The sequence below is a fragment of the Paenibacillus andongensis genome, assembly GCF_025369935.1.
Classification (GTDB): domain Bacteria; phylum Bacillota; class Bacilli; order Paenibacillales; family NBRC-103111; genus Paenibacillus_E; species Paenibacillus_E andongensis.
Genome location: NZ_CP104467.1, coordinates 5,816,315 through 5,834,443, shown reverse-complemented (window position 1 = coordinate 5,834,443; position 18,129 = coordinate 5,816,315). Strand labels below are relative to the sequence as shown.

Here is an 18,129-nt window from a genome sequence, read left to right as displayed (position 1 = left end):
ATTTGTTTTTACCCTTTGACAGCGCCAATCATGACGCCTTTGACGAAGTACTTTTGCACGAATGGGTACAAGACCAGAATAGGCACCGAAGCTACCATAATGGTCGCATACTTGATCGTTTCCCCTATTTGAAATTGCTCGGCCGCATTAGCGCCAGATGACATGGAATCGGTATTATTCGCAATTAATATTTCTCGCAAAGTGAGCTGAAGCGGGTAGAGGTCACGATCCTTTAAGAAGATAGAGGCATAGAACCACCCATTCCATTTCTCGACGGCATAGTACAGAATCATCACGGCGATGACAGGCATGGAGAGCGGGATGATGATGCGAAAAAGAATCACAAAATGATTGGCGCCGTCCATTTTCGCCGATTCCTCTAAGCTTTCAGGAACAGCCATGAACGCTGTGCGCATGATAATCAAATTAAATGTGTTGATGGTAAAAGGTAAAATGGTCGACCATAAGGAGTCAATTAAACCGACACCTTTTACAACGAGATAGAGCGGTATAAGACCACCTTGGAAAAACATCGTTAATACAACAATGAAAATGAATACTCGATTCCACATGACATTTTTACGAGAAAGAACATAAGCGCCTAAAGAGGTTACGATTAGGTTCGTTATAACACCGAATACGAGGATAAACAACGTGTTTTGGTAGCCTTTTAGAATAGCAGGATTATGAAAAACGCTTTTGTAAGCTTCAATACTGAAGCCCAGTGGCCTAAATAGAAATCCTTTGTGCGTGATTAATTGGCCAGCGTCGCTGATTGAAGCGAAGGTGACATAGAGGAGCGGATACAAGGTAACGACAACAAGTATTAGCAAAAGGACATGAATCAACGTAACGAATACTCTGTCCGAATAACTCGCTTTCAAATCAGCACCTCCTTTATCACCATAAACTGTTTTCACTTATCTTTTTACTTAGTTTGTTAGCTGCAATGAGTAAGGCTAGATTAATTACAGAATTGAATAAACCAACCGCAGAACTGTAACTCCAGCCAAATTCGATAAGCCCTTTGCGATAAACGAAAGAAGAGATAACATCCGCCGTATCGTACGTGCTGGGATTATAGAGCAATATTATTTTCTCGAACCCTACGTTCAATAAATTCCCCATGCGTAGAATGAACATGATTGCTATCGTCGGAAGAATGCCCGGCAAGGTGATATGCCAAATTTGCTTCCACCTGCTCGCGCCATCCATTTTGGCCGCTTCATACTGTTCTTGATCAATACTCATTAGGGCGGCTAAATAAATAATCGATTCCCAACCTATTTTTTGCCAAATTTCAGATAAAATATAGATCGTTCGGAACAATTCAGGCTTCTGCAGCATGGCGGTGTCATTGGCACCAAAATAGGTGAAAAAGGTATTGATCAAACCGCCGTTGTTGGTGAAATCTTTGACCATCCCAGCAATGACGATGAGTGAAATAAAATACGGCATGTAAGTGACTGTTTGAACGAAGCGTTGAAAACGTTTATTGGCAAGCTCGTTAATCATAATCGCCAGAGCGATGGGAGCAGGGAATTCAAAGCATAAGGAGTACAGGGAAATGACTACGGTATTTTTGAGTATTCGCCAGAAATAATAGCTGCTGAAGAAATCTTTGAAGTGCTGGAATCCGACCCACTCACTACCGAGAATACCTTTATTAGGGGTATATTCTTTAAAGGCAATTAGGGCGCCATACATGGGGGCATAATGGAAGACCAAGTAGTAAGCGAGAACGGGAACCATCATCAGATATAAATATTTATTCAGTAGAAAATCGCGCTTGAAGCGTTTTGGGAAGGTGGCTTCCGCTGCATTACGCATGATATCTCTCCTTTCGCCACGGGGGTCTAGAAAAGTGGGGAGAGCTGCTGCCCTCCCCCTGATCTGTCATCTACCTCTTATTATAACGATCTAAGGATGCCTTTTTAATTTCGAGAGCACGGCTAAGCTTAACGGATTTGAATTTTTCCATGTATTTATCAAAGCTATCAACTGGCTCTGTTCCTAAAATAATTTTGAGCGTCATTTCATCAACTAATGTGTTGATGTCAGTCATGATTTTGGCAAGCTCTGTGCTTTCTTCTGGTGTAGCGGTAATTGGTGGTAGTTTGTGTTTATCAACATCTGTTTTTTGCCAAGTGGAAACCGCATCACGTTGTGTCTGCAAAGCAAGATATTGCTCAATATATCGTTTATCCTGTACGAAAGGTCCATTGTAGTTACCGCGGATATAGAGTGAAAGAGCTTGCGCTGGAGCCAATTTATCCGGATTTTTCATGAGCAAATCCGTATATTTGGGGTAGCCGTTCTCTAGTTTATAAGAAGTACCTTCAGTTCCGAAATTGAAGAACATATGACCTTCATCGGAGTAGCCGTAGTCAAGAAGCTTCGCTGCGGTTTCAATATTTTTGGAAGATGCGGTAATGGCCACCATACCTCCGGGCGCATTAGCCGGATCCTTCTGGCCATACATCGCGATGTCGCCTTTTTTGAGAACAGGGTATGGAGCCCCGATGAGAACGCCTTTAGGATCTTTGGCTGTAACTAGCGGTTGCCATTTACCGATGCCTCCACCGGCATTTTGCACGGTCACACCTGTTGCACCAGAGGCCATGTTGGCGTCTAAGGCTTTGCCGTCTGCTGTTGCGAAGTTTTTATCAATCAGACCTTCTTCGTACCATTTGTGGAAGGTAGCTAGGAAATCTTTGTAGCCTTTTTCAGCTGGACCAAACTTAATTGTGCCATTGTCGATGAAGAAATCACGCGTCACACCGAAGGCGCCGGCAAAAGCGCCGTTTCCTAACTCGTTGAAAGGTCTGGGAACACTTACGACGGAGAAGGCAGCTGTAGCGCCCTTTTTCTCCTTAAAGGCTTTGAGTGTTGTGTACCACTCATCGATGGTTTGCGGAACAGGCAGTCCAAGATCATCCAGCCAATCTTTCCGGACGATAGGACCCTGGAATACACGCAGGTAATCATCCCCGCGGATAAAAGGGAAGGAATAATAGCTGCCATTATCGGTTTTTACTTGTTTATCAACTTCCGGATGCTCTTTGAGGTACTTCTTCAAATTTGGAGCAAATTTATCTATCGTATCATTCAATTTAAGAATGTATCCGTCTTTGATCGCTTTTTCGGGACCACCTGGGAATGCTCCTTGCCAATCAAACTCAATCATATCCGGCAGCTCTCCAGAGGCTAACATCACGTTCAGCGCTTGCTGACCTTGATTCGTAGGAGGCGCAAGGAATTTCAAAGGAACGCCGGTCTTTTTCTGCCAATCTTGGAAGAAGGGCACATCGGCATGGGCTGCTTTTACACCAGTTAGGTTACCGGGAAGTTCGCCCCAGTAGGTCAACGTTTTGTCCACTTTGAGCGGATAAGTAACAGCAGCACCGCTCGGAGCCGTGGTGCCCCCAGTGGTTGCTTTGGGACTAGTGCTGTTAACGGCAGTCGGTGTGTTGGATGAGCATGCAACGACTAAGCTCCCCATTAAAGTTGTTGTGACCAGCACAGTAAACATTTTTTTTCTGTTCTCTTTCATAGCTTGACCTCCTAAGAGTTTTTCGCCAGAAAAACTGGCATCGAAAGCGTTACTGAGTTTTTCGCCAGAAAAACTGGCAGAGTAAGCGTTAAAGCTTTTTGGAGAAAATAGGCAGTGTAAGCACTGCCTGCTTAGAAAACTGGTATCGAAGCGATACTGAGTTTCCGTGAAAAATTGTTTAAGAATTTGTGTGCGCTGAGGGACCGTTTGTCTAACCTAACTATATGATAACGCTTCCATTTTAACTATCTGCAAAATATCCAATTGGTTCTCGAATTCTGTTCGTAGACTCAACAAAATGTCCAATTGCTTCATCAAATTAGCCAATATTCACTTGTTGCACGGTATAAAGTCGCTGCAGGATACACGGGATTCATGGGGTTGAGGGACTTTCAAGAGTAAGCAGTCTAGTTTGCATCAAGGCTGATTGCTTCCTTTGTTGCACCTACCAGTTGTGAGGAGGTAGGAGGCATTCTGCTTAAAAATAGGGCAGCCCCGCGGCTCCCCCCATCAATGTGCGTTATCACATCTTTTATCTTTCAATCAGATCTTTGTATTTCCCCGGCGTGATGCCCTCTACCTTTTTGAAAACACGAATAAAAGCATTAATATCATTGAAGCCCACACCGTAAGCCGCATCGCCGACCGATTGTTCTTGCCGCCCAAGCAGCTGCTTGGATTTCTCAATTCTGACTTTATTAATGCGATCGAGCAGCCCTTCTCCCACATAATCTTTGAATAGCTTAGATAGGTAGGTGGCTTTGCGATTAAAGTGGCTGCCTATCATCGTGACATTCAAATTGGCGTCTGTGTAATTATCTTCGATGTAAGCCGTCACTTCATTTACCAATTGCTCCAGCGCTTTCTGACGTGTAAGTGAAATCGTATGCGTCCGTTTGGCGGACGTGTAGGCACAAACTTGCTCGAGCATATCACCCAGCTGGAGCTGCATGTCTTGAACAGTTTTACTGGACAGAAGGCGGTCGAGAAGTTTTGGGTTGCGTATAAAGAAGCTTTCCTGGATATCCCCGGTTTCGCTGATGCTTTTCATCATGGTGGTTACCAGGTTGAGCATGAGGCACTTCGTTAAGGAGACCGAAATCCCAGGATGATCAAAGTTTTTATTCATAATCTCGGTCAGAATCATCTGTGCTTCTTCAAGCTCCCCTAGCTTCACGGCATACATGAATTGCTGCTCAATCTGCGTCGGATAATAATAGCCGGTAGTAGACTCGCCAGTGACATTTGCTTGCAAATCGTCATACGATAAAATTTCTGGTCCACCCATAACAAGCTTAAAGGCCATGGAATCTAGAGCTTCTAAGAAAGCTTGCGGTACGTTAGCGATACGATCATGGATACTGCTTACTGAAATTGTAAGGTTAATGTCGTAGGTGGAAGAGAGGAAAGTTTGCGCTTTGCCTGCGATTCTAAGTAACTCCAGCTTGGAGCTTTTTCCATCTTCCGTAGTTAAATTGACTAAACAGGCGAGACTATCATCAATCTCGGCTGCATAGCCGCGGTGCCGTTCCGATATGAGCTCCTCCACGACATTCATAATAATAAATTGAAGAAGCTTCCATTTATCCCCTTCAGGCGTATGGTTAATTCGTTCAAAGAAGGGTGCACTCTTATCGACAACAAATAGCATGACAGCAAAATCTTGCCGGTCTAACTTCATTTCAAAAGTCGTTAAGGCCTCATCGATAGGAAGCTGGCTGTCCAGTTTTCCTTTTAGCAGCTTTTCGATAAAGTGGGAGCGGACAATGTGCCGCTGCTGCTCCATTTTACTCTTGAAGTTGGCAATTTCGATCAACGTACTGTCCACGGCTTCTTGTAAGAAATGAAATTCATTATATCGTTTGGTGGATTGTAAGGTCTGTTTTTTGGAAAATGCATGAACCAAGCGACGGACAGGATTGTAATTTCTTCTTAGAAACACATAAGTCAGAATACCTCCGCCAAGCAAACTGATCCCCATGCTCATATAAGTCAGGTTACGGATGTGAGCGGCTTTTTTCCAATATACGGTGCTTGGCATCATAGAAACATATTTTAGTTTGGAACCTGGTGACTGAATGTTGAAAACTTCATATTTTTCGCCAGTAGCGTCGGTGTAATAAAAGTTGGACGAGCTCTCTAATTGATTGAAAGGAAAATCAGCAGGAAGCGAATTTGTGGAGTTGGAAGCCAGAATTTGATTTTCATTATTTAGGATGAGTACGTGACCTTTGTTGAAAATTTCCATATTTTGAATAGCGCCAATAATGCGAGATTGATCGACCATAATGACATTGGTAGCCAGTGGTTTATTATGCTCTTCAGGGTATGTGCTGATGTAGGCTACCGTTTTACGCAGGGTGTTATCATCACCAATTCGGTACATGGGAATAAAGCCTTTGAAATTGCTTCGAGTCACGATAGCTTGCCAAGAAGAGAACGAGAAAGCATCGCTCATATGTAAAGTTTCATAGACAAAGTCTTTTGTTCTAACAGTGGTAGGGAGAATAGCGGATTGATCATTATTCAAATAAATATAGAAAGAATCGATCAGCGGGTAGGAGGTTTTGTACATAGAAAGAATACGTGCGATTTGATAAGCATCATATCTATATTCTTTGGGAAATGCTTCATATTTATTCGAATAGAGCAGCTCTTGGACGCTTACATTCCACGTAATCTCGAAGTTCAGCTGTTCCATGGTTTTAAACTGATTGTCCATAATTTCCCGAACTTGTTTTAAAAGAGAATCATTGGCCTGCTGAATTTCTTCCTTCAGTGTTTTACTGGATTCCATATACAATAATAAGCCAATTGCCACGGGTAAAAGTAGAATGACGATATAGGAAATCAACCACGTTAGGACGATACTTTGTCCATTAAAGAAGATTTTATTCCTCATAGCAAATCCATCCCCTCACAATTGATCATCGATAAGGAGCACTAGGATCTCAAAATGAATGCGCTCTCATGTATTGTATTTCCTTTCCATCGTTCAAGTCAACGATAGAAAGAACCAATTTTTTAGGATGATTCATCAACGGGTTTAAACCGATTTTTCCCGAAAAAAAAGTAGAATAAATAGGAGATTACTGTGTAGACTACAGCTGTGATGCAGAAAGCATACGCGTACCCGTAGTAAGAGCCATAGCGGAAAACAAGGCCCGTACTTATTGGTGAAGCAAGGAACCAACCGAGATGAAAAACAGCTTCCCCTGAACTGGACGCTAATCCCCGGAGCGATCGGTTGACGTAGCTCATTTTGATCGAATTATAAAATGGATTAGCGGCGTTCATTAAGGCTTGCCGGAACAAGTACCCACCCGATGATAAGTAAAAGTTAGCAGAAAAAGCGGTTAGGAGGAGAAATGGAATGGAACATAGCTGCAGGTATACGACAGATTTAACTTCTCCGAATCTCTTTACAATCATGGGTCCAATGAGAAAAGCAATCGCTGTTGCGGCTTGACCTAAAGCTACAACGATACCAATGGCGGATTTCGAAGCGTCAAAACGATCTTCAAAATACACATTCAAATAGGGGACAATCATGCCCCCACCCATGGATGATAACAAGCCTAATAAACAAAAAATACCAATAACCTGTAAGGATGGTTTATGTACGCTCCACACTTGCTTCCACTTTAGTGATTCGCTACGGGGTTGTATTTCTTGCTCACTTTTCTCAAAAAAAGCGATAGGTATAAAGCCAAGTGCTGCGATACCGACTCCAATCAATAGGGTAAATCGCAAGCTACGAATTTCGTCTAAACCAATCATGAATTGAAATAAGTCACTAAGAACGCCACCCAGTGCAATACCAACTACATTCGCTAACATGACAAGAGCCATGTTAAAGCTGAACAGGTGAACGCGCTGCTGAGGGGTAGAGTTGTTGGCCATAAAAGGTAGAATAGTTGCGGAAACAACAGCAAGGGCCATACCGCCCAAGAAGGACGAAACGAGCATACCCTCTTTGACTTCAATAAGAGAGCGAGCCGTCAGTGCTACGATGGTAAAAATGAGACCAAATGTAATGACGCGCTTAGGTCCGAAACGATCATTCATTAGACCGGCGGGAATTAGAATAATGGCCGCTGCCAGTGACGCCATGCCAACCATGCTGCCAACCGTCGTTTGGTCATAGCCAAGACTTCTGACATAAAGGTTATAGACGAGCCCAAACATACCTAAACCTAAGTTCCATACAAAATTAAACCAAAAGAAGAGCAAAATATTTCGGCTATAGCCATGAAATTGTGACTTCCATTCACGTAATAAGTTTATCATTAATGATTCCTGCCTTTGTATTCTGTGTCTAAATTGTAACCGCCTCATCCATTCTACCACTGGTAAATAATTTTGAACACGGGAAAGACTTGATATTCGATCTGATCTGTATAATAATAAGTAGTCTAATCTACGAAGCAGGGAGCACATATTGAAATGTCTACACCAACGAGTACCGTGACCGAAGATCACAAGCCAGAAGTCGAACAGATTGAAATTTGGAAATGTAAAGAGACAGATTGTAAAGCATGGGTTCGCAAAGAATTCGTTACGGAAGCTTTACCAACTTGTCCATTATGTAAAAATCCGATGGTGCGCAGCTATAAGCATGTGCCTGTGACAGCTAAAAAAGGAAATAAAAAGTTTTTAGTTGGGAAAAAACGATTCTAGTAAATTTCAAAAGACAAATCATAGACCAAAAGCATCTTCAGCCAAGCTTGAAGAGAGATGCTGATGGTCTTTTTTTTATGGAAAGAATAGCCGTGTCCAAGCATAAGATGGTAGAGAGGGGGAGTGCTTCATGCAATGGCCTGAACTTAATCTAAGTGACGATGCGACCAAGATCCTACACAAACTTCGGGATAGAAAACAAGAATGGGACAAGCTCAAAAATACACAACCTTTATTCGCCATTCTAACAGGTGGTTTGATTCTTTATTTTATTATCTCTTTCTATAGAAAAGTAATAGTAGTTTCAGGCGGCAATGCATTAGCCATCCTCGATTTGCTTATTTCTAATAAGCTTCTATCAGGTTCGCTTCTGGTTTGTATATCATTGTTCCTATTTACACAAAATCGTGTGTCTAGGATTGAAAAAGCGAAGACAAAATACGAGAATTTAAGAATAGAAGTCATCGAGAAGTTTGACGCTTCCTGGTTAAAGGACGTGAAGTCGGAATCTCGGGATCAAATTTCTAGCTTTCTAGATAACGAATATGATATTAATATTGTATATAAGAGTAAGTAGGGAGCGAGGATGACAGATCGGATGAGATATGAATGTCGCTATGTAGAGGCAGAGAACGGAATTGTGAATTGGGAAGAAATAATAGGCAATGATTTAAGGGAAGTTGTCACGGGTGAGATGCCTCGGCTCAAGACTAGCTTTCGCGCATGTTGGACAGCTGATGCTCTGCATATAAGATTCGAATGTGAGGATGATCACGTCGTGGCAACGATGGAGCGGCGAGATGATCCTATTTATTTGGAAGATGTGGTTGAGGTGTTTCTCGATAAAAGCGGTACCGGAGCGGTTTATTACGAGTTCGAAGTGAGTCCACGAAACGTCGTATTCGATGCTTTGATCCATTATAAGGGTGGGAATAAAGAGGTAGATGTTGCATGGGATGCTAAGGGAATGAATACCCATGTCTCGGATAGGGACGATGGGTGGAGGATTTATGAGCTGCGGATTCCTTTTGTTGATTTGGATTGGGAGTCGGGGCAGGGGCGAGAGAGAGAGCAAGAGCAAGTGCAAGAGGATGAGCAAAAGCAAGAGCAGATGCAAAAGCGTGGGGAAGACCGGACACCTCAGCATGGCGCTGAGTGGCGTTGGAATTTATATCGGATTGATGATGACCTAGAAGGGAATAGACATTATTGGGCGTGGTCACCAACAGGTAAAGTTGATTTCCATATGCCGCATCGATTTGGGACGCTTATTTTTGTAAAAGAATAGATAGAGTAGAATAGTCGGGTGCTGTAACGATGTTGTTTATCGCTAAAGTGGTGGAGGCGCGCAGAAGTGGCTTGATAACGATGAAAAACTTCTAAAACAAATTAAAACAAAGCCCTCCAGCTTCAACAAAAGCTAGAGGGCTATTATACTTAAGTGCTAAGCTTCACTCAGCACGTCATTTACTTGCTGCCAAGCCCAATCGAGCTCTTCCTTTGTAATGGTAAGAGGCGGAGCCAAGCGTATTATGTGCTCGTGTGTCTCCTTACACAGTAGACCATTCGCTTTCAGCTCTTCACAGAACGGACGAGCTGAAACCTTAAGGTCAATACCGATGAACAGCCCACGGCCGCGAATCTCCGTAATCTGCGGAGATTGAATTTCCTGAAGCCGCTTCAGGAAATAAGCGCCAAGCTCATCCGAGCGCTCTGCGAGCCGCTCGTTCAGGGTGACCTCCAGCGCCGCGATCGCGACGGCGCAGCCGAGCGGATTACCCCCGAACGTCGAGCCGTGGGAGCCCGGCTCGAAAACATCAAGAACCTCTCGATCACCGGCGACCGCCGAGATCGGGAACACGCCGCCGCCGAGGGCTTTGCCCATGATGTACAGGTTCGGCGTAACGCCTTCCCAGTCGCAGGCGAAGCGGCGACCCGTACGGCCGAATCCCGTCTGGATTTCGTCCGCGACGAACAACACGTTATTCGCCTGACATAGCTCATAACATTCCCGCAGGTAACCGGGCTGCGGAATCACAATGCCAGCCTCGCCTTGAATAGGCTCGAACAGGAAGCCCGCCGTATTCGGCCCGATGGCCTCACGCAGCGCCGCCGCATCCCCGTAGGGTATAATGCGAAACCCTGGCGTAAAAGGCCCGAAACCACGCTTATATTCCGGCGACGATGAGAAGGAAGTGATCGTCACCGTCCGACCGTGGAAATTTCCTTCGCAGACGATAATTTCCGCTTGATCGGCGGGGATTCCTTTCACTTCGTAGCCCCAACGACGAATAGCCTTTACAGCGGTTTCGACCGCTTCAGCCCCGGTATTCATCGGTAAAATCATCGGCTTACCCGTGTAATTCGCTAATTTTTCATAAAACGAACCTAATGTCTCGCTATGGAAAGCTCTAGACGTCAGTGTAACTTTCTCGGCTTGCTCATGAAGCGCTCTCAGAATGTGAGGATGACGATGACCTTGATTTAAGGCGGAGTAAGCGCTAAGCATATCCATGTAGCGGTGGCCTTCCGGATCCTCGACCCATACGCCTTCCGCTCTCGATATCACGATAGGCAGCGGATGATAATTGCGAGCCCCGTATTTTTCCGTTTTTTCAATAATCATCGAACTCGACGTATCCATAAGTATTCCTCCCTGACGTGCAGCTTGTAAGCCAATCTCGCCGGCATTAACTGTATCTTTCTAATTGTCTCACAGAGCGAGCTTGTTTAATCCATTGTATTCGTCAACTCATGGTAAATCCCCTTTGCGTTTGTGCTGCTCCAAGCATATATAAATACATAGCTTTAGACAGTGATACAAGTCTTAACAAAGTAGGTCAGTTCAATCATTATGTGCAAATCCGTGTGAATTGTTGCAAGGATATGAAGACTTGAATTGTCAAAATAGGAAATATTATTAGAAGCGGTCAAATTTGATCGGTGGTCAAAAAAAATATTACAGAACGTGTCAGATATTGCAGGATTCTTGAAAGCAGTCGCGAATTCTTCAGATGAGCGCTTATGTGGCCATGCACAGCGTTCAATTGATCTAGAGGCAGAGAGTTAGAAGAATTTTCGGAACACCTACTTCGCAACGTCGAGCAGTATACTTTGTAGAAAAAAGGAATGGTGTCTACGATGACTCATCGCATTGAAAAAGACTTTATAGGTGAAAAACAAGTTCCATCCCAGGCTTATTACGGCATTCAAACCATGCGTGCATTAGAGAATTTCCCAATTACGGGAGTGAAAATTCACGCAGAGCTCATTACAGCTTTGGCAGAAGTAAAAAGAGCAGCTGCATTAGCGAATATGGAAACACATATGCTGCCCAAAAAAATCGGCGAACAATTAGTCAAAGCAGCCGAAGAAGTGAGACAAGGTCAGTTGCTTGAGGAATTTATTGTTGATTCTATTCAAGGCGGAGCGGGAACCTCCATCAATATGAACATGAACGAAGTGCTTGCTAATCGGACGTTGGAGCTGCTGGGCGAGGAAAAGGGCAATTATTTCCATTGTAATCCGAACAATCATGTCAACATGTCGCAATCCACAAACGACGTTATCCCTACCGCCATCAAAATTGCCGCGTACCGTTTATCTGAGCAATTGATCGAGACTATGACTTCACTCCAAAGTGCTTTTGCCCGTAAAGAAACGGAATTTGATGATGTTATTAAAATGGGGCGTACACATCTCCAAGACGCTGTTCCTATTCGTATGGGCCAAGAATTCGGCGCTTATGCGCGTGTTATCCAGCGTGATATCAATCGTATCCGTCATGCTTCGAAGGGGCTTTTGACCGTTAATATGGGGGCTACTGCTGTAGGAACTGGGCTTAATGCGAAGCCTGAGTATGTGGAACGCGTAATGTTTCATCTAAAAGGGCAGGTGGGAATCCCTATTGAACTAGCCGAACATTTGGTCGACGGCACTCAAAACATGGATGCCTACACGGAGCTATCCGCATCCTTGAAAGTATGCGCCGTTAACCTTTCGAAAATATGCAATGATATCCGATTAATGGCTTCAGGCCCTCGCGTAGGCTTAGGGGAGCTGAAATTACCGCCGAGACAGCCGGGATCTTCCATTATGCCAGGTAAAGTAAACCCCGTTATGCCAGAGGTTGTGAATCAAGTGGCGTTCCAAGTCATTGGCAACGATCATACGATTTGCCTAGCCTGCGAAGCAGGACAATTCGAACTTAACGTCATGGGACCCGTACTTGCGTTCAACCTTCTACAATCGCTGAAAATACTGCGGAACGCGGCTGACGTGTTCGAGCGCTTTGCGATTGAGGGCTTGGAAGCCGACCGCGAGCGCTGTGCTTCTTATGTCGAGCAAAGTTTTGGCATCGTCACAGCTTTGAACCCGCATCTCGGCTACGAAGTCGCCGCGCAATTAGTGAAAGAAGCTGTGCGCACTGGCATGACGCTCAAAGAACTCATCCTAGAGCGCGGGCTGCTTACACCTGAGGAGATTGAAGAAATCCTCAATCCAATTCAGATGACCACGCCGGGCATAGCTGGTGAAAGATTGCTGCAGCCTGCCGACTAGCGCTGGGTGAAGAAGACTTTGTAGACTACGACAGTTGACTATACCCATATAGATCGAACGCCCCCGACTCATCGGTAGATGAGTCGGGGGCGTTTTTTAGGATTTGAAAAGAATCGTCTAGACAATTTCTGCGGGGCTGGATGAAATTAGCTGCACTTTTTATATCAATCTTCCTGTAATACTGCCTGCGACGTCTTAATCCACATGGTCGTTCAACGATTCATAAAAGGTAAGCTTATTCCCGAACGGATCCGTGACACAGACTTCTCTGGTATGCCATGGGCTGGTCTCTATGCCGGGGCGAGAATAGGTATATTTTTTATTTTTCAAATTCGTATGGAATGCTACGATGTCCACGATTTCTATTCGAACAGCTGCACCCGGGCTGCAATCCCCATAATGCTCAGAAAGATGCAATTTACATTCGACTAAACGGACCTCCATGTAAAGCGGCATATCACTTTCAAATCGATGCTCCCACTCTAACGAAAAACCCAAGTAATCTAGGTAGAATTCCTTTGCCTTCATCTCGTCGAACATTCTAAAAATGGGCGTGACACCTTTAACGGTTGTTATTGCAATCATCTCCTTGATTTTTGGTCTGAGTAAGGACTTGAATGTCTTGAGCCGTTTATGCTATTTACGAGTACATAAAAGGTTACGTACACCGTCATGATAACAAATCCGACTAATAAGCAGAAGACAAAGGCTTCTTGATGCAGAGTTTCTCGCAAGATTTCCAAAATTCCGCTATTCAGCAAAGCGTCCCAACTGTTTAAGCGATATTCTCTTCCTAAAAGTATGCCGTACCCGCATAGTAACGCAGTTAATGTGATGATCAGCCATGAAACAAAGGGATTGAAACGCTCTTTCCATATCTTTTGAATCATGTACATGGAGCTGCATCCTAGCAATAGACCGTTCCATGCAAATAAGAAGATGACGAAAAAATCATACCAGTATGTAAAGGAGAGCGTTCCTTTTTGTACATAAGAGTCCTTCAAAATCGTTAAATGAATGAGATCCGTTATGACATACGGAGAGTTAGGCAGGAATAACAACCAAGCTAATCCGACGAAGATTAATATGATTTTTTTCAAGATCATAGATCTACGAGTGTGTATAAAATGAGCTAATACAGCAAGGATGTACGGAATCCAAGCGAGGAATAAGTTCCAAACTAGAAATTCAAAGTAGGTTTGGTTTTTGAACAAAAAGTAGATCCCTACTGTGGAAAGTGAGAGCAAAATCAGAAAGAGATGCAAGTACCAGTGATTTAAGGTTTTCATTGTAGGCTCCGCACTTGGTCTATGTATTTGGCAGTGAGTGATGCCGCCCCACCCAAGATGATGTCTTTATCTTACATTTATTTCCTGCCTGTAACAAGCAAATAACCCGTTATCCTCGCAGCTAAGCGGAGAGTAACGGGTTTTGTTCACACTAAGAATTTTGGGTTTGGGGGAGCAAAGCTTACCTTTTTTTAGTCGTGCTTGCAGATTGAGCGCGCTTTCCGCGCTTACTTCTTTCGACATGGCACGCCGCACCAAATCATCTAGCAATGGTTTCTACCTATAGAATCTGCTTGCCAAACAAAGAGCTAATTAAGCCGACGGCTAAGTGGGATGTTTTGTTATTGTCGTCGAGAAGAGGATTCACCTCAACGAATTCGGCTGAGGTTACAATGCCTGCTTCATGCAGCATTTCTACGGCCAGATGAGCTTCGCGGTAATGAAGTCCACCTTTTACAATCGTGCCTGTTCCAGGTGCTTCAATCGGATCCAGAGAATCGACGTCAAAACTAACATGTACGCCGTCTGTTTTGCTGCTTATATAGTCAATAGCATCTTGCATAATGGAAGCCATCCCTTTGCGATCAATGTCATACATGGTATAGCATTTGATCCCCAAAGAGCGAATAAGTTTCTTCTCGCCTTCATCGAGAGAACGTGCTGCAATAAGGACGATATTCTCCGCTTTTACTTTGTCATGATTGCCCATAATGCTGGTTAATAAGGGATGCCCCATTCCTAGACTGACGGCTAACGACATCCCATGAATATTACCGGATGGGCTTGTATCGGCTGAATTTAAGTCGGAATGTGCATCGATCCAGATGACGCCTAAGTTCTGATAATGGCTGGATAACCCGGCTAATGTCCCGATAGCTATGCTATGATCACCGCCAATGACGAGAGGAAAGCGCCCTTGCTCCACAACCTGAGAGACTTGCTTAGCAAGAAGTGTATTTACTAGGGTAACCTCCGCCAAATACTTGAGGTTAGTTTGATCAACTTCAGCTGCTAAGGGAGTCGCTGTGTCGTCAGGCAGACGGATATCAGCAACATGATCGATCGTGATATCCATTTGCTGCAGACCTCGAATTAATCCTGCTTGTAAAATAGCTTTCGGTCCTTTGCTCGCTCCGCGTCGACCTGCTCCAAGATCAAATGGCACAGTAATCGCTGCAACTGTCGGTTTGGTTCTCATTCGATCAGCTCCTCTTGTTCGGGCTTCAGATAAATCTTCGCTCGTAATTAGATTATCATAACCTTACTTATAATTGGAGATTTTTCATTTAGTTCCTGTGGCATTTGCTCCCGTAATCAACAGCTTAACTCATTTACCATCAAAATCAAAATGATGTCATTAAACATAACATGTTATAAAGAAATAATGAAAAAAGCGAGTGGGGATCGTTATTGTTTATCGTTTAAAACAAAGAATACGTGATATATTGGTTGTTATTCTAAAAGATGGGGCTTTTAGTGTTATGTATATTGACATGAAATCCTATTTTCATTACGATCAGGGTGAAGTAAACAATTCATCAGGGGATTGGAGAACAGGTCCTTATGCTGCAAGCCAATGAATTAGACATGTATACCGCGATTAAGGATGCCATTATCGAACAAAAGCTTCGTCCCAACATGCAGTTAGTGGAAGAAGTGCTGGCAGAGTCTTTTGGAGTAAGCCGCACACCTGTACGCAATGTACTGCGCCGACTCGCAAGTGAGAAGTTGGTAACCGTCATTCCTTACAAAGGAACTTTTGTTGCTTGCCCATCTACACATGAGGCTAAAGAAGTGTTCGAAATGCGCAGAGTGATTGAAGCGGCGGCGATCCGCAAAGTGTGCGGTACGTTGACAGATGCTCATTTTCAGCAATTGCAAATTATGCTGGATGATGAGCATGAAGCGCATAAGCAGGGTGATTTGCTGGGAGCTCTACGAATTACGGGTGATTTCCATCTCCGCATTGCTGAATTAGCGAGCAATTATTACTACTATCGATATTTGGAAGAGTTGATTGCTCTAACTTACGTGATTATCGCCTTTTATGGGATGAAGAAAAATAGGTATTGCCTTGATCATGAGCAAATTTTAGCGGCCATTAAGCAAGGAGATGCGGATTTAGCTGAACGTTTGATGGTTGAACATTTGAGTGAGATTGAAGCTTCTTTGGATTTCGAAGAGCATGGTGCGAAGCCGCACTCACTTACTGATATATTCAAGTCCAGAAGTTATGCAGCTGTCAAAAGATAAGTGCGTGGTGCCCATTTTTTTTACAGTGGGTTGTATACAATTTTGTGTGTGATGTGGGGCATTAATTGCATACAACAGGTGAAAGCTTCGAACAAAGTTGAGAGCTATGGAAGGGGCGAGAGAATGAAATTAACGGCAAAGCAAGTGGGGAAGAGCTTTGGAGATCGCGTCGTGCTTAAACAAGTTGATTTGACGGTGTATGCTCATGAATTTATTTGCATCTTAGGGCATAGCGGCTGTGGAAAATCAACACTTTTGAATATGGTGGCCGGATATTTGCTCCCTGATGAAGGTGAAATAAAGGTCGATGGTGAGATGATTAAAGGCCCATCCAAATCAAGGGGAATGGTCTTTCAGGATCATGCTTTGTTCCCTTGGTACAATGTTCTCGAAAATATTTCTTTTGGGCCTGAAGTTCAAGGTGCGTCCAAGGCAAAAGCCAAAGAAATCGGCAAGGAATTCCTGAGTCTGGTTGGACTTGAGGCTTATGCGAATCATTATCCAGCCGAATTGTCTGGCGGTATGAAACAGCGAGTAGGAATTGCTAGAGCACTTGCAAGTTCGCCGGACATTTTGTTGATGGATGAACCCTTCGGCGCTCTCGATATTTTGACCAGGGACATGATGCGCAGAGAACTTAGGCGCATATGTGCAAAGCTAAGACCGACGATTCTATTTGTCACGCACAGTATTAGCGAAGCGGTCTATTTAGCTGATCGGGTCGTTGTGATGAAGGACGGCGAAATTGCAGAGACATTTTCCATCCAAATTGAGCATCCCCGCACGTTTGAATCTCCTGGATTTAGTGAAGCGATGCGCAGCATCGAGCGGATTCTGATGGAAGACGAAACAGAGGAGGCAGTCTGATGAGTAAAACATCGGTAACGGTCATTGCTGACAATGATTTGCTTCCAATAGAGACTAAGCATGTCGAGCAGCCGAAGAAGCGCAAAAATATCAAAGAAAGTTTGATCCAGAGATGGAACATCATGCCGTTCGTTACCTTCTTCGTCCTTTGGGAAGTATTTTCTCAACTAAATGAGAGATTTGCATGGTTTAATCCGATATTCCTGCCTCCGCCATCCCTGATCGTATCGGATGCCTGGCTGCTGGCAAAGACGGGGATTGTGTTAGAAAGTTTAGTTTCCAGTTCTATTCGTATAGCTTTGGGATTCGTCATTGGCTGCCTATTCGCTATTTTGTTCGGGGTGTTAATGAGTAAATTCCGGACGTTTGAACGATGGATGTCGCCAATCCTCAATCTCGTAAGCCCGATTCCAGCCTTAGCTTTGCTTCCGCTATTCATCATCTGGTTCGGTATCGGAGAGTTTCCCAAAGTTCTACTCATCGCTTGGACAACATTCGTTCCTGTGCTTGTTTATACGGTTGACGGTTTTAAGTCAGTGCCATCTACACTCATTCGATCGGCCCTTAGTTTAGGTGCTTCAGAGCGACAAATCTTCACTCGGGTTATGATTCCATCGGCAATTCCGAATTTTATTGTAGGTGCGCGGGTCAGTCTGGGTCTGTCTTTCTCGGCATTAATTGTCTCAGAAATGATGGGTGCGAAGTCAGGGCTTGGTTATATCATTGTAGATGCCAGAAATTATTTCAAAATTTCTAACATGTTTGTCGCCATTATTTTAATTGGCTTGTCATACAGTTTGTTTTCAGGATTAATGAAAATTGCGGAAAGGAGGGTCTTGGCGTGGCGTAAGGGAGGCATGAGAGATGCTGTTGAGAAATAGAAGCAAATGAGAACCCAAAAAAAAGAGAAGAAAAGTGGAGGGAAAC

Annotated in this window: 16 protein-coding genes; 7 read left to right on the top strand and 9 right to left on the bottom strand. The window is 43.9% G+C overall.

The annotated features are described in order from the left end of the window. Nucleotides 1-8 precede the first annotated feature (8 nt). The 5 genes from NYR53_RS26150 to NYR53_RS26130 form a co-directional block, all read right to left on the bottom strand. Nucleotides 9-884, bottom strand: coding sequence for a carbohydrate ABC transporter permease (locus NYR53_RS26150; RefSeq protein ID WP_261302034.1), 876 nt, complete (start codon nucleotides 882-884; stop codon nucleotides 9-11). A 16-nt stretch (nucleotides 885-900) separates the two neighbouring features. Next, entirely contained in the window at nucleotides 901-1,830 is a 930-nt protein-coding gene (locus tag NYR53_RS26145; protein ID WP_261302033.1) for an ABC transporter permease, read from the bottom strand. A 70-nt stretch (nucleotides 1,831-1,900) separates the two neighbouring features. Further along, the gene (locus tag NYR53_RS26140; protein ID WP_261302032.1) at nucleotides 1,901-3,553 is read right to left on the bottom strand and encodes an extracellular solute-binding protein; all 1,653 of its coding nucleotides are present in this window, start codon (nucleotides 3,551-3,553) and stop codon (nucleotides 1,901-1,903) included. Nucleotides 3,554-4,085: 532 nt separating this feature from the next. Continuing rightward, nucleotides 4,086-6,455, bottom strand: coding sequence for a helix-turn-helix domain-containing protein (locus NYR53_RS26135; RefSeq protein WP_261302031.1), 2,370 nt, complete (start codon nucleotides 6,453-6,455; stop codon nucleotides 4,086-4,088). Nucleotides 6,456-6,577: 122 nt separating this feature from the next. Continuing rightward, on the bottom strand, nucleotides 6,578-7,843 hold the full coding sequence (locus NYR53_RS26130; protein ID WP_261302030.1) for an MFS transporter: 1,266 nt from the start codon (nucleotides 7,841-7,843) through the stop codon (nucleotides 6,578-6,580). 156 nt (nucleotides 7,844-7,999) lie between these two features. On the opposite strand from NYR53_RS26130, the gene NYR53_RS26125 reads away from it, so the two are divergent. The 3 genes from NYR53_RS26125 (at nucleotide 8,000) to NYR53_RS26115 (ending at nucleotide 9,521) form a co-directional block, all read left to right on the top strand. Further along, nucleotides 8,000-8,233: a cold-inducible protein YdjO-related protein gene (locus NYR53_RS26125; RefSeq protein WP_261302029.1), complete on the top strand. Its 234-nt coding sequence runs from the start codon at nucleotides 8,000-8,002 to the stop codon at nucleotides 8,231-8,233. 130 nt (nucleotides 8,234-8,363) lie between these two features. Beyond that, nucleotides 8,364-8,810, top strand: coding sequence for a DUF2663 family protein (locus tag NYR53_RS26120; RefSeq protein ID WP_261302028.1), 447 nt, complete (start codon nucleotides 8,364-8,366; stop codon nucleotides 8,808-8,810). Nucleotides 8,811-8,831: 21 nt separating this feature from the next. Further along, complete coding sequence (locus tag NYR53_RS26115; RefSeq protein WP_261302027.1) at nucleotides 8,832-9,521, top strand: carbohydrate-binding family 9-like protein; 690 nt, start codon at nucleotides 8,832-8,834, stop codon at nucleotides 9,519-9,521. 156 nt (nucleotides 9,522-9,677) lie between these two features. Here NYR53_RS26115 and NYR53_RS26110 read toward each other — a convergent pair whose 3' ends face one another. Then, the gene (locus tag NYR53_RS26110) at nucleotides 9,678-10,877 is read right to left on the bottom strand and encodes an ornithine--oxo-acid transaminase (RefSeq protein ID WP_261302026.1); all 1,200 of its coding nucleotides are present in this window, start codon (nucleotides 10,875-10,877) and stop codon (nucleotides 9,678-9,680) included. Between the two features lie 497 nt (nucleotides 10,878-11,374). Here NYR53_RS26110 and NYR53_RS26105 point away from each other — a divergent pair, with 497 nt between their 5' ends. Beyond that, nucleotides 11,375-12,793: an aspartate ammonia-lyase gene (locus tag NYR53_RS26105; RefSeq protein ID WP_437180076.1), complete on the top strand. Its 1,419-nt coding sequence runs from the start codon at nucleotides 11,375-11,377 to the stop codon at nucleotides 12,791-12,793. Nucleotides 12,794-12,988: 195 nt separating this feature from the next. Here the strand turns inward: NYR53_RS26105 and NYR53_RS26100 are convergent, their stop codons facing one another. From NYR53_RS26100 to rocF, 3 genes are all read right to left on the bottom strand, one after another. Further along, entirely contained in the window at nucleotides 12,989-13,378 is a 390-nt protein-coding gene (locus NYR53_RS26100; protein WP_261302025.1) for a glyoxalase superfamily protein, read from the bottom strand. Next, a complete protein-coding gene (locus tag NYR53_RS26095) occupies nucleotides 13,375-14,082 on the bottom strand; it encodes a DUF1361 domain-containing protein (RefSeq protein WP_261302024.1) in 708 nt (235 codons plus the stop codon). The genes NYR53_RS26100 and NYR53_RS26095 overlap by 4 nt, the downstream gene beginning before the upstream one ends. 280 nt (nucleotides 14,083-14,362) lie before the next feature. Then, the gene (gene rocF / locus NYR53_RS26090; protein WP_261302023.1) at nucleotides 14,363-15,280 is read right to left on the bottom strand and encodes an arginase; all 918 of its coding nucleotides are present in this window, start codon (nucleotides 15,278-15,280) and stop codon (nucleotides 14,363-14,365) included. 365 nt (nucleotides 15,281-15,645) lie between these two features. Between rocF and NYR53_RS26085 the strand changes: the two genes are divergently transcribed. The 3 genes from NYR53_RS26085 (at nucleotide 15,646) to NYR53_RS26075 (ending at nucleotide 18,083) form a co-directional block, all read left to right on the top strand. Further along, a complete protein-coding gene (locus tag NYR53_RS26085; protein ID WP_261302022.1) occupies nucleotides 15,646-16,335 on the top strand; it encodes a GntR family transcriptional regulator in 690 nt (229 codons plus the stop codon). 123 nt (nucleotides 16,336-16,458) lie between these two features. After that, nucleotides 16,459-17,202 (top strand): ABC transporter ATP-binding protein, encoded by a 744-nt coding sequence (locus tag NYR53_RS26080; protein WP_261302021.1) that lies wholly within the window; start codon nucleotides 16,459-16,461, stop codon nucleotides 17,200-17,202. Continuing rightward, nucleotides 17,202-18,083 (top strand): ABC transporter permease, encoded by an 882-nt coding sequence (locus NYR53_RS26075; protein ID WP_261302020.1) that lies wholly within the window; start codon nucleotides 17,202-17,204, stop codon nucleotides 18,081-18,083. The genes NYR53_RS26080 and NYR53_RS26075 overlap by 1 nt, the downstream gene beginning before the upstream one ends. The last annotated feature ends 46 nt before the right edge of the window (nucleotides 18,084-18,129 follow it).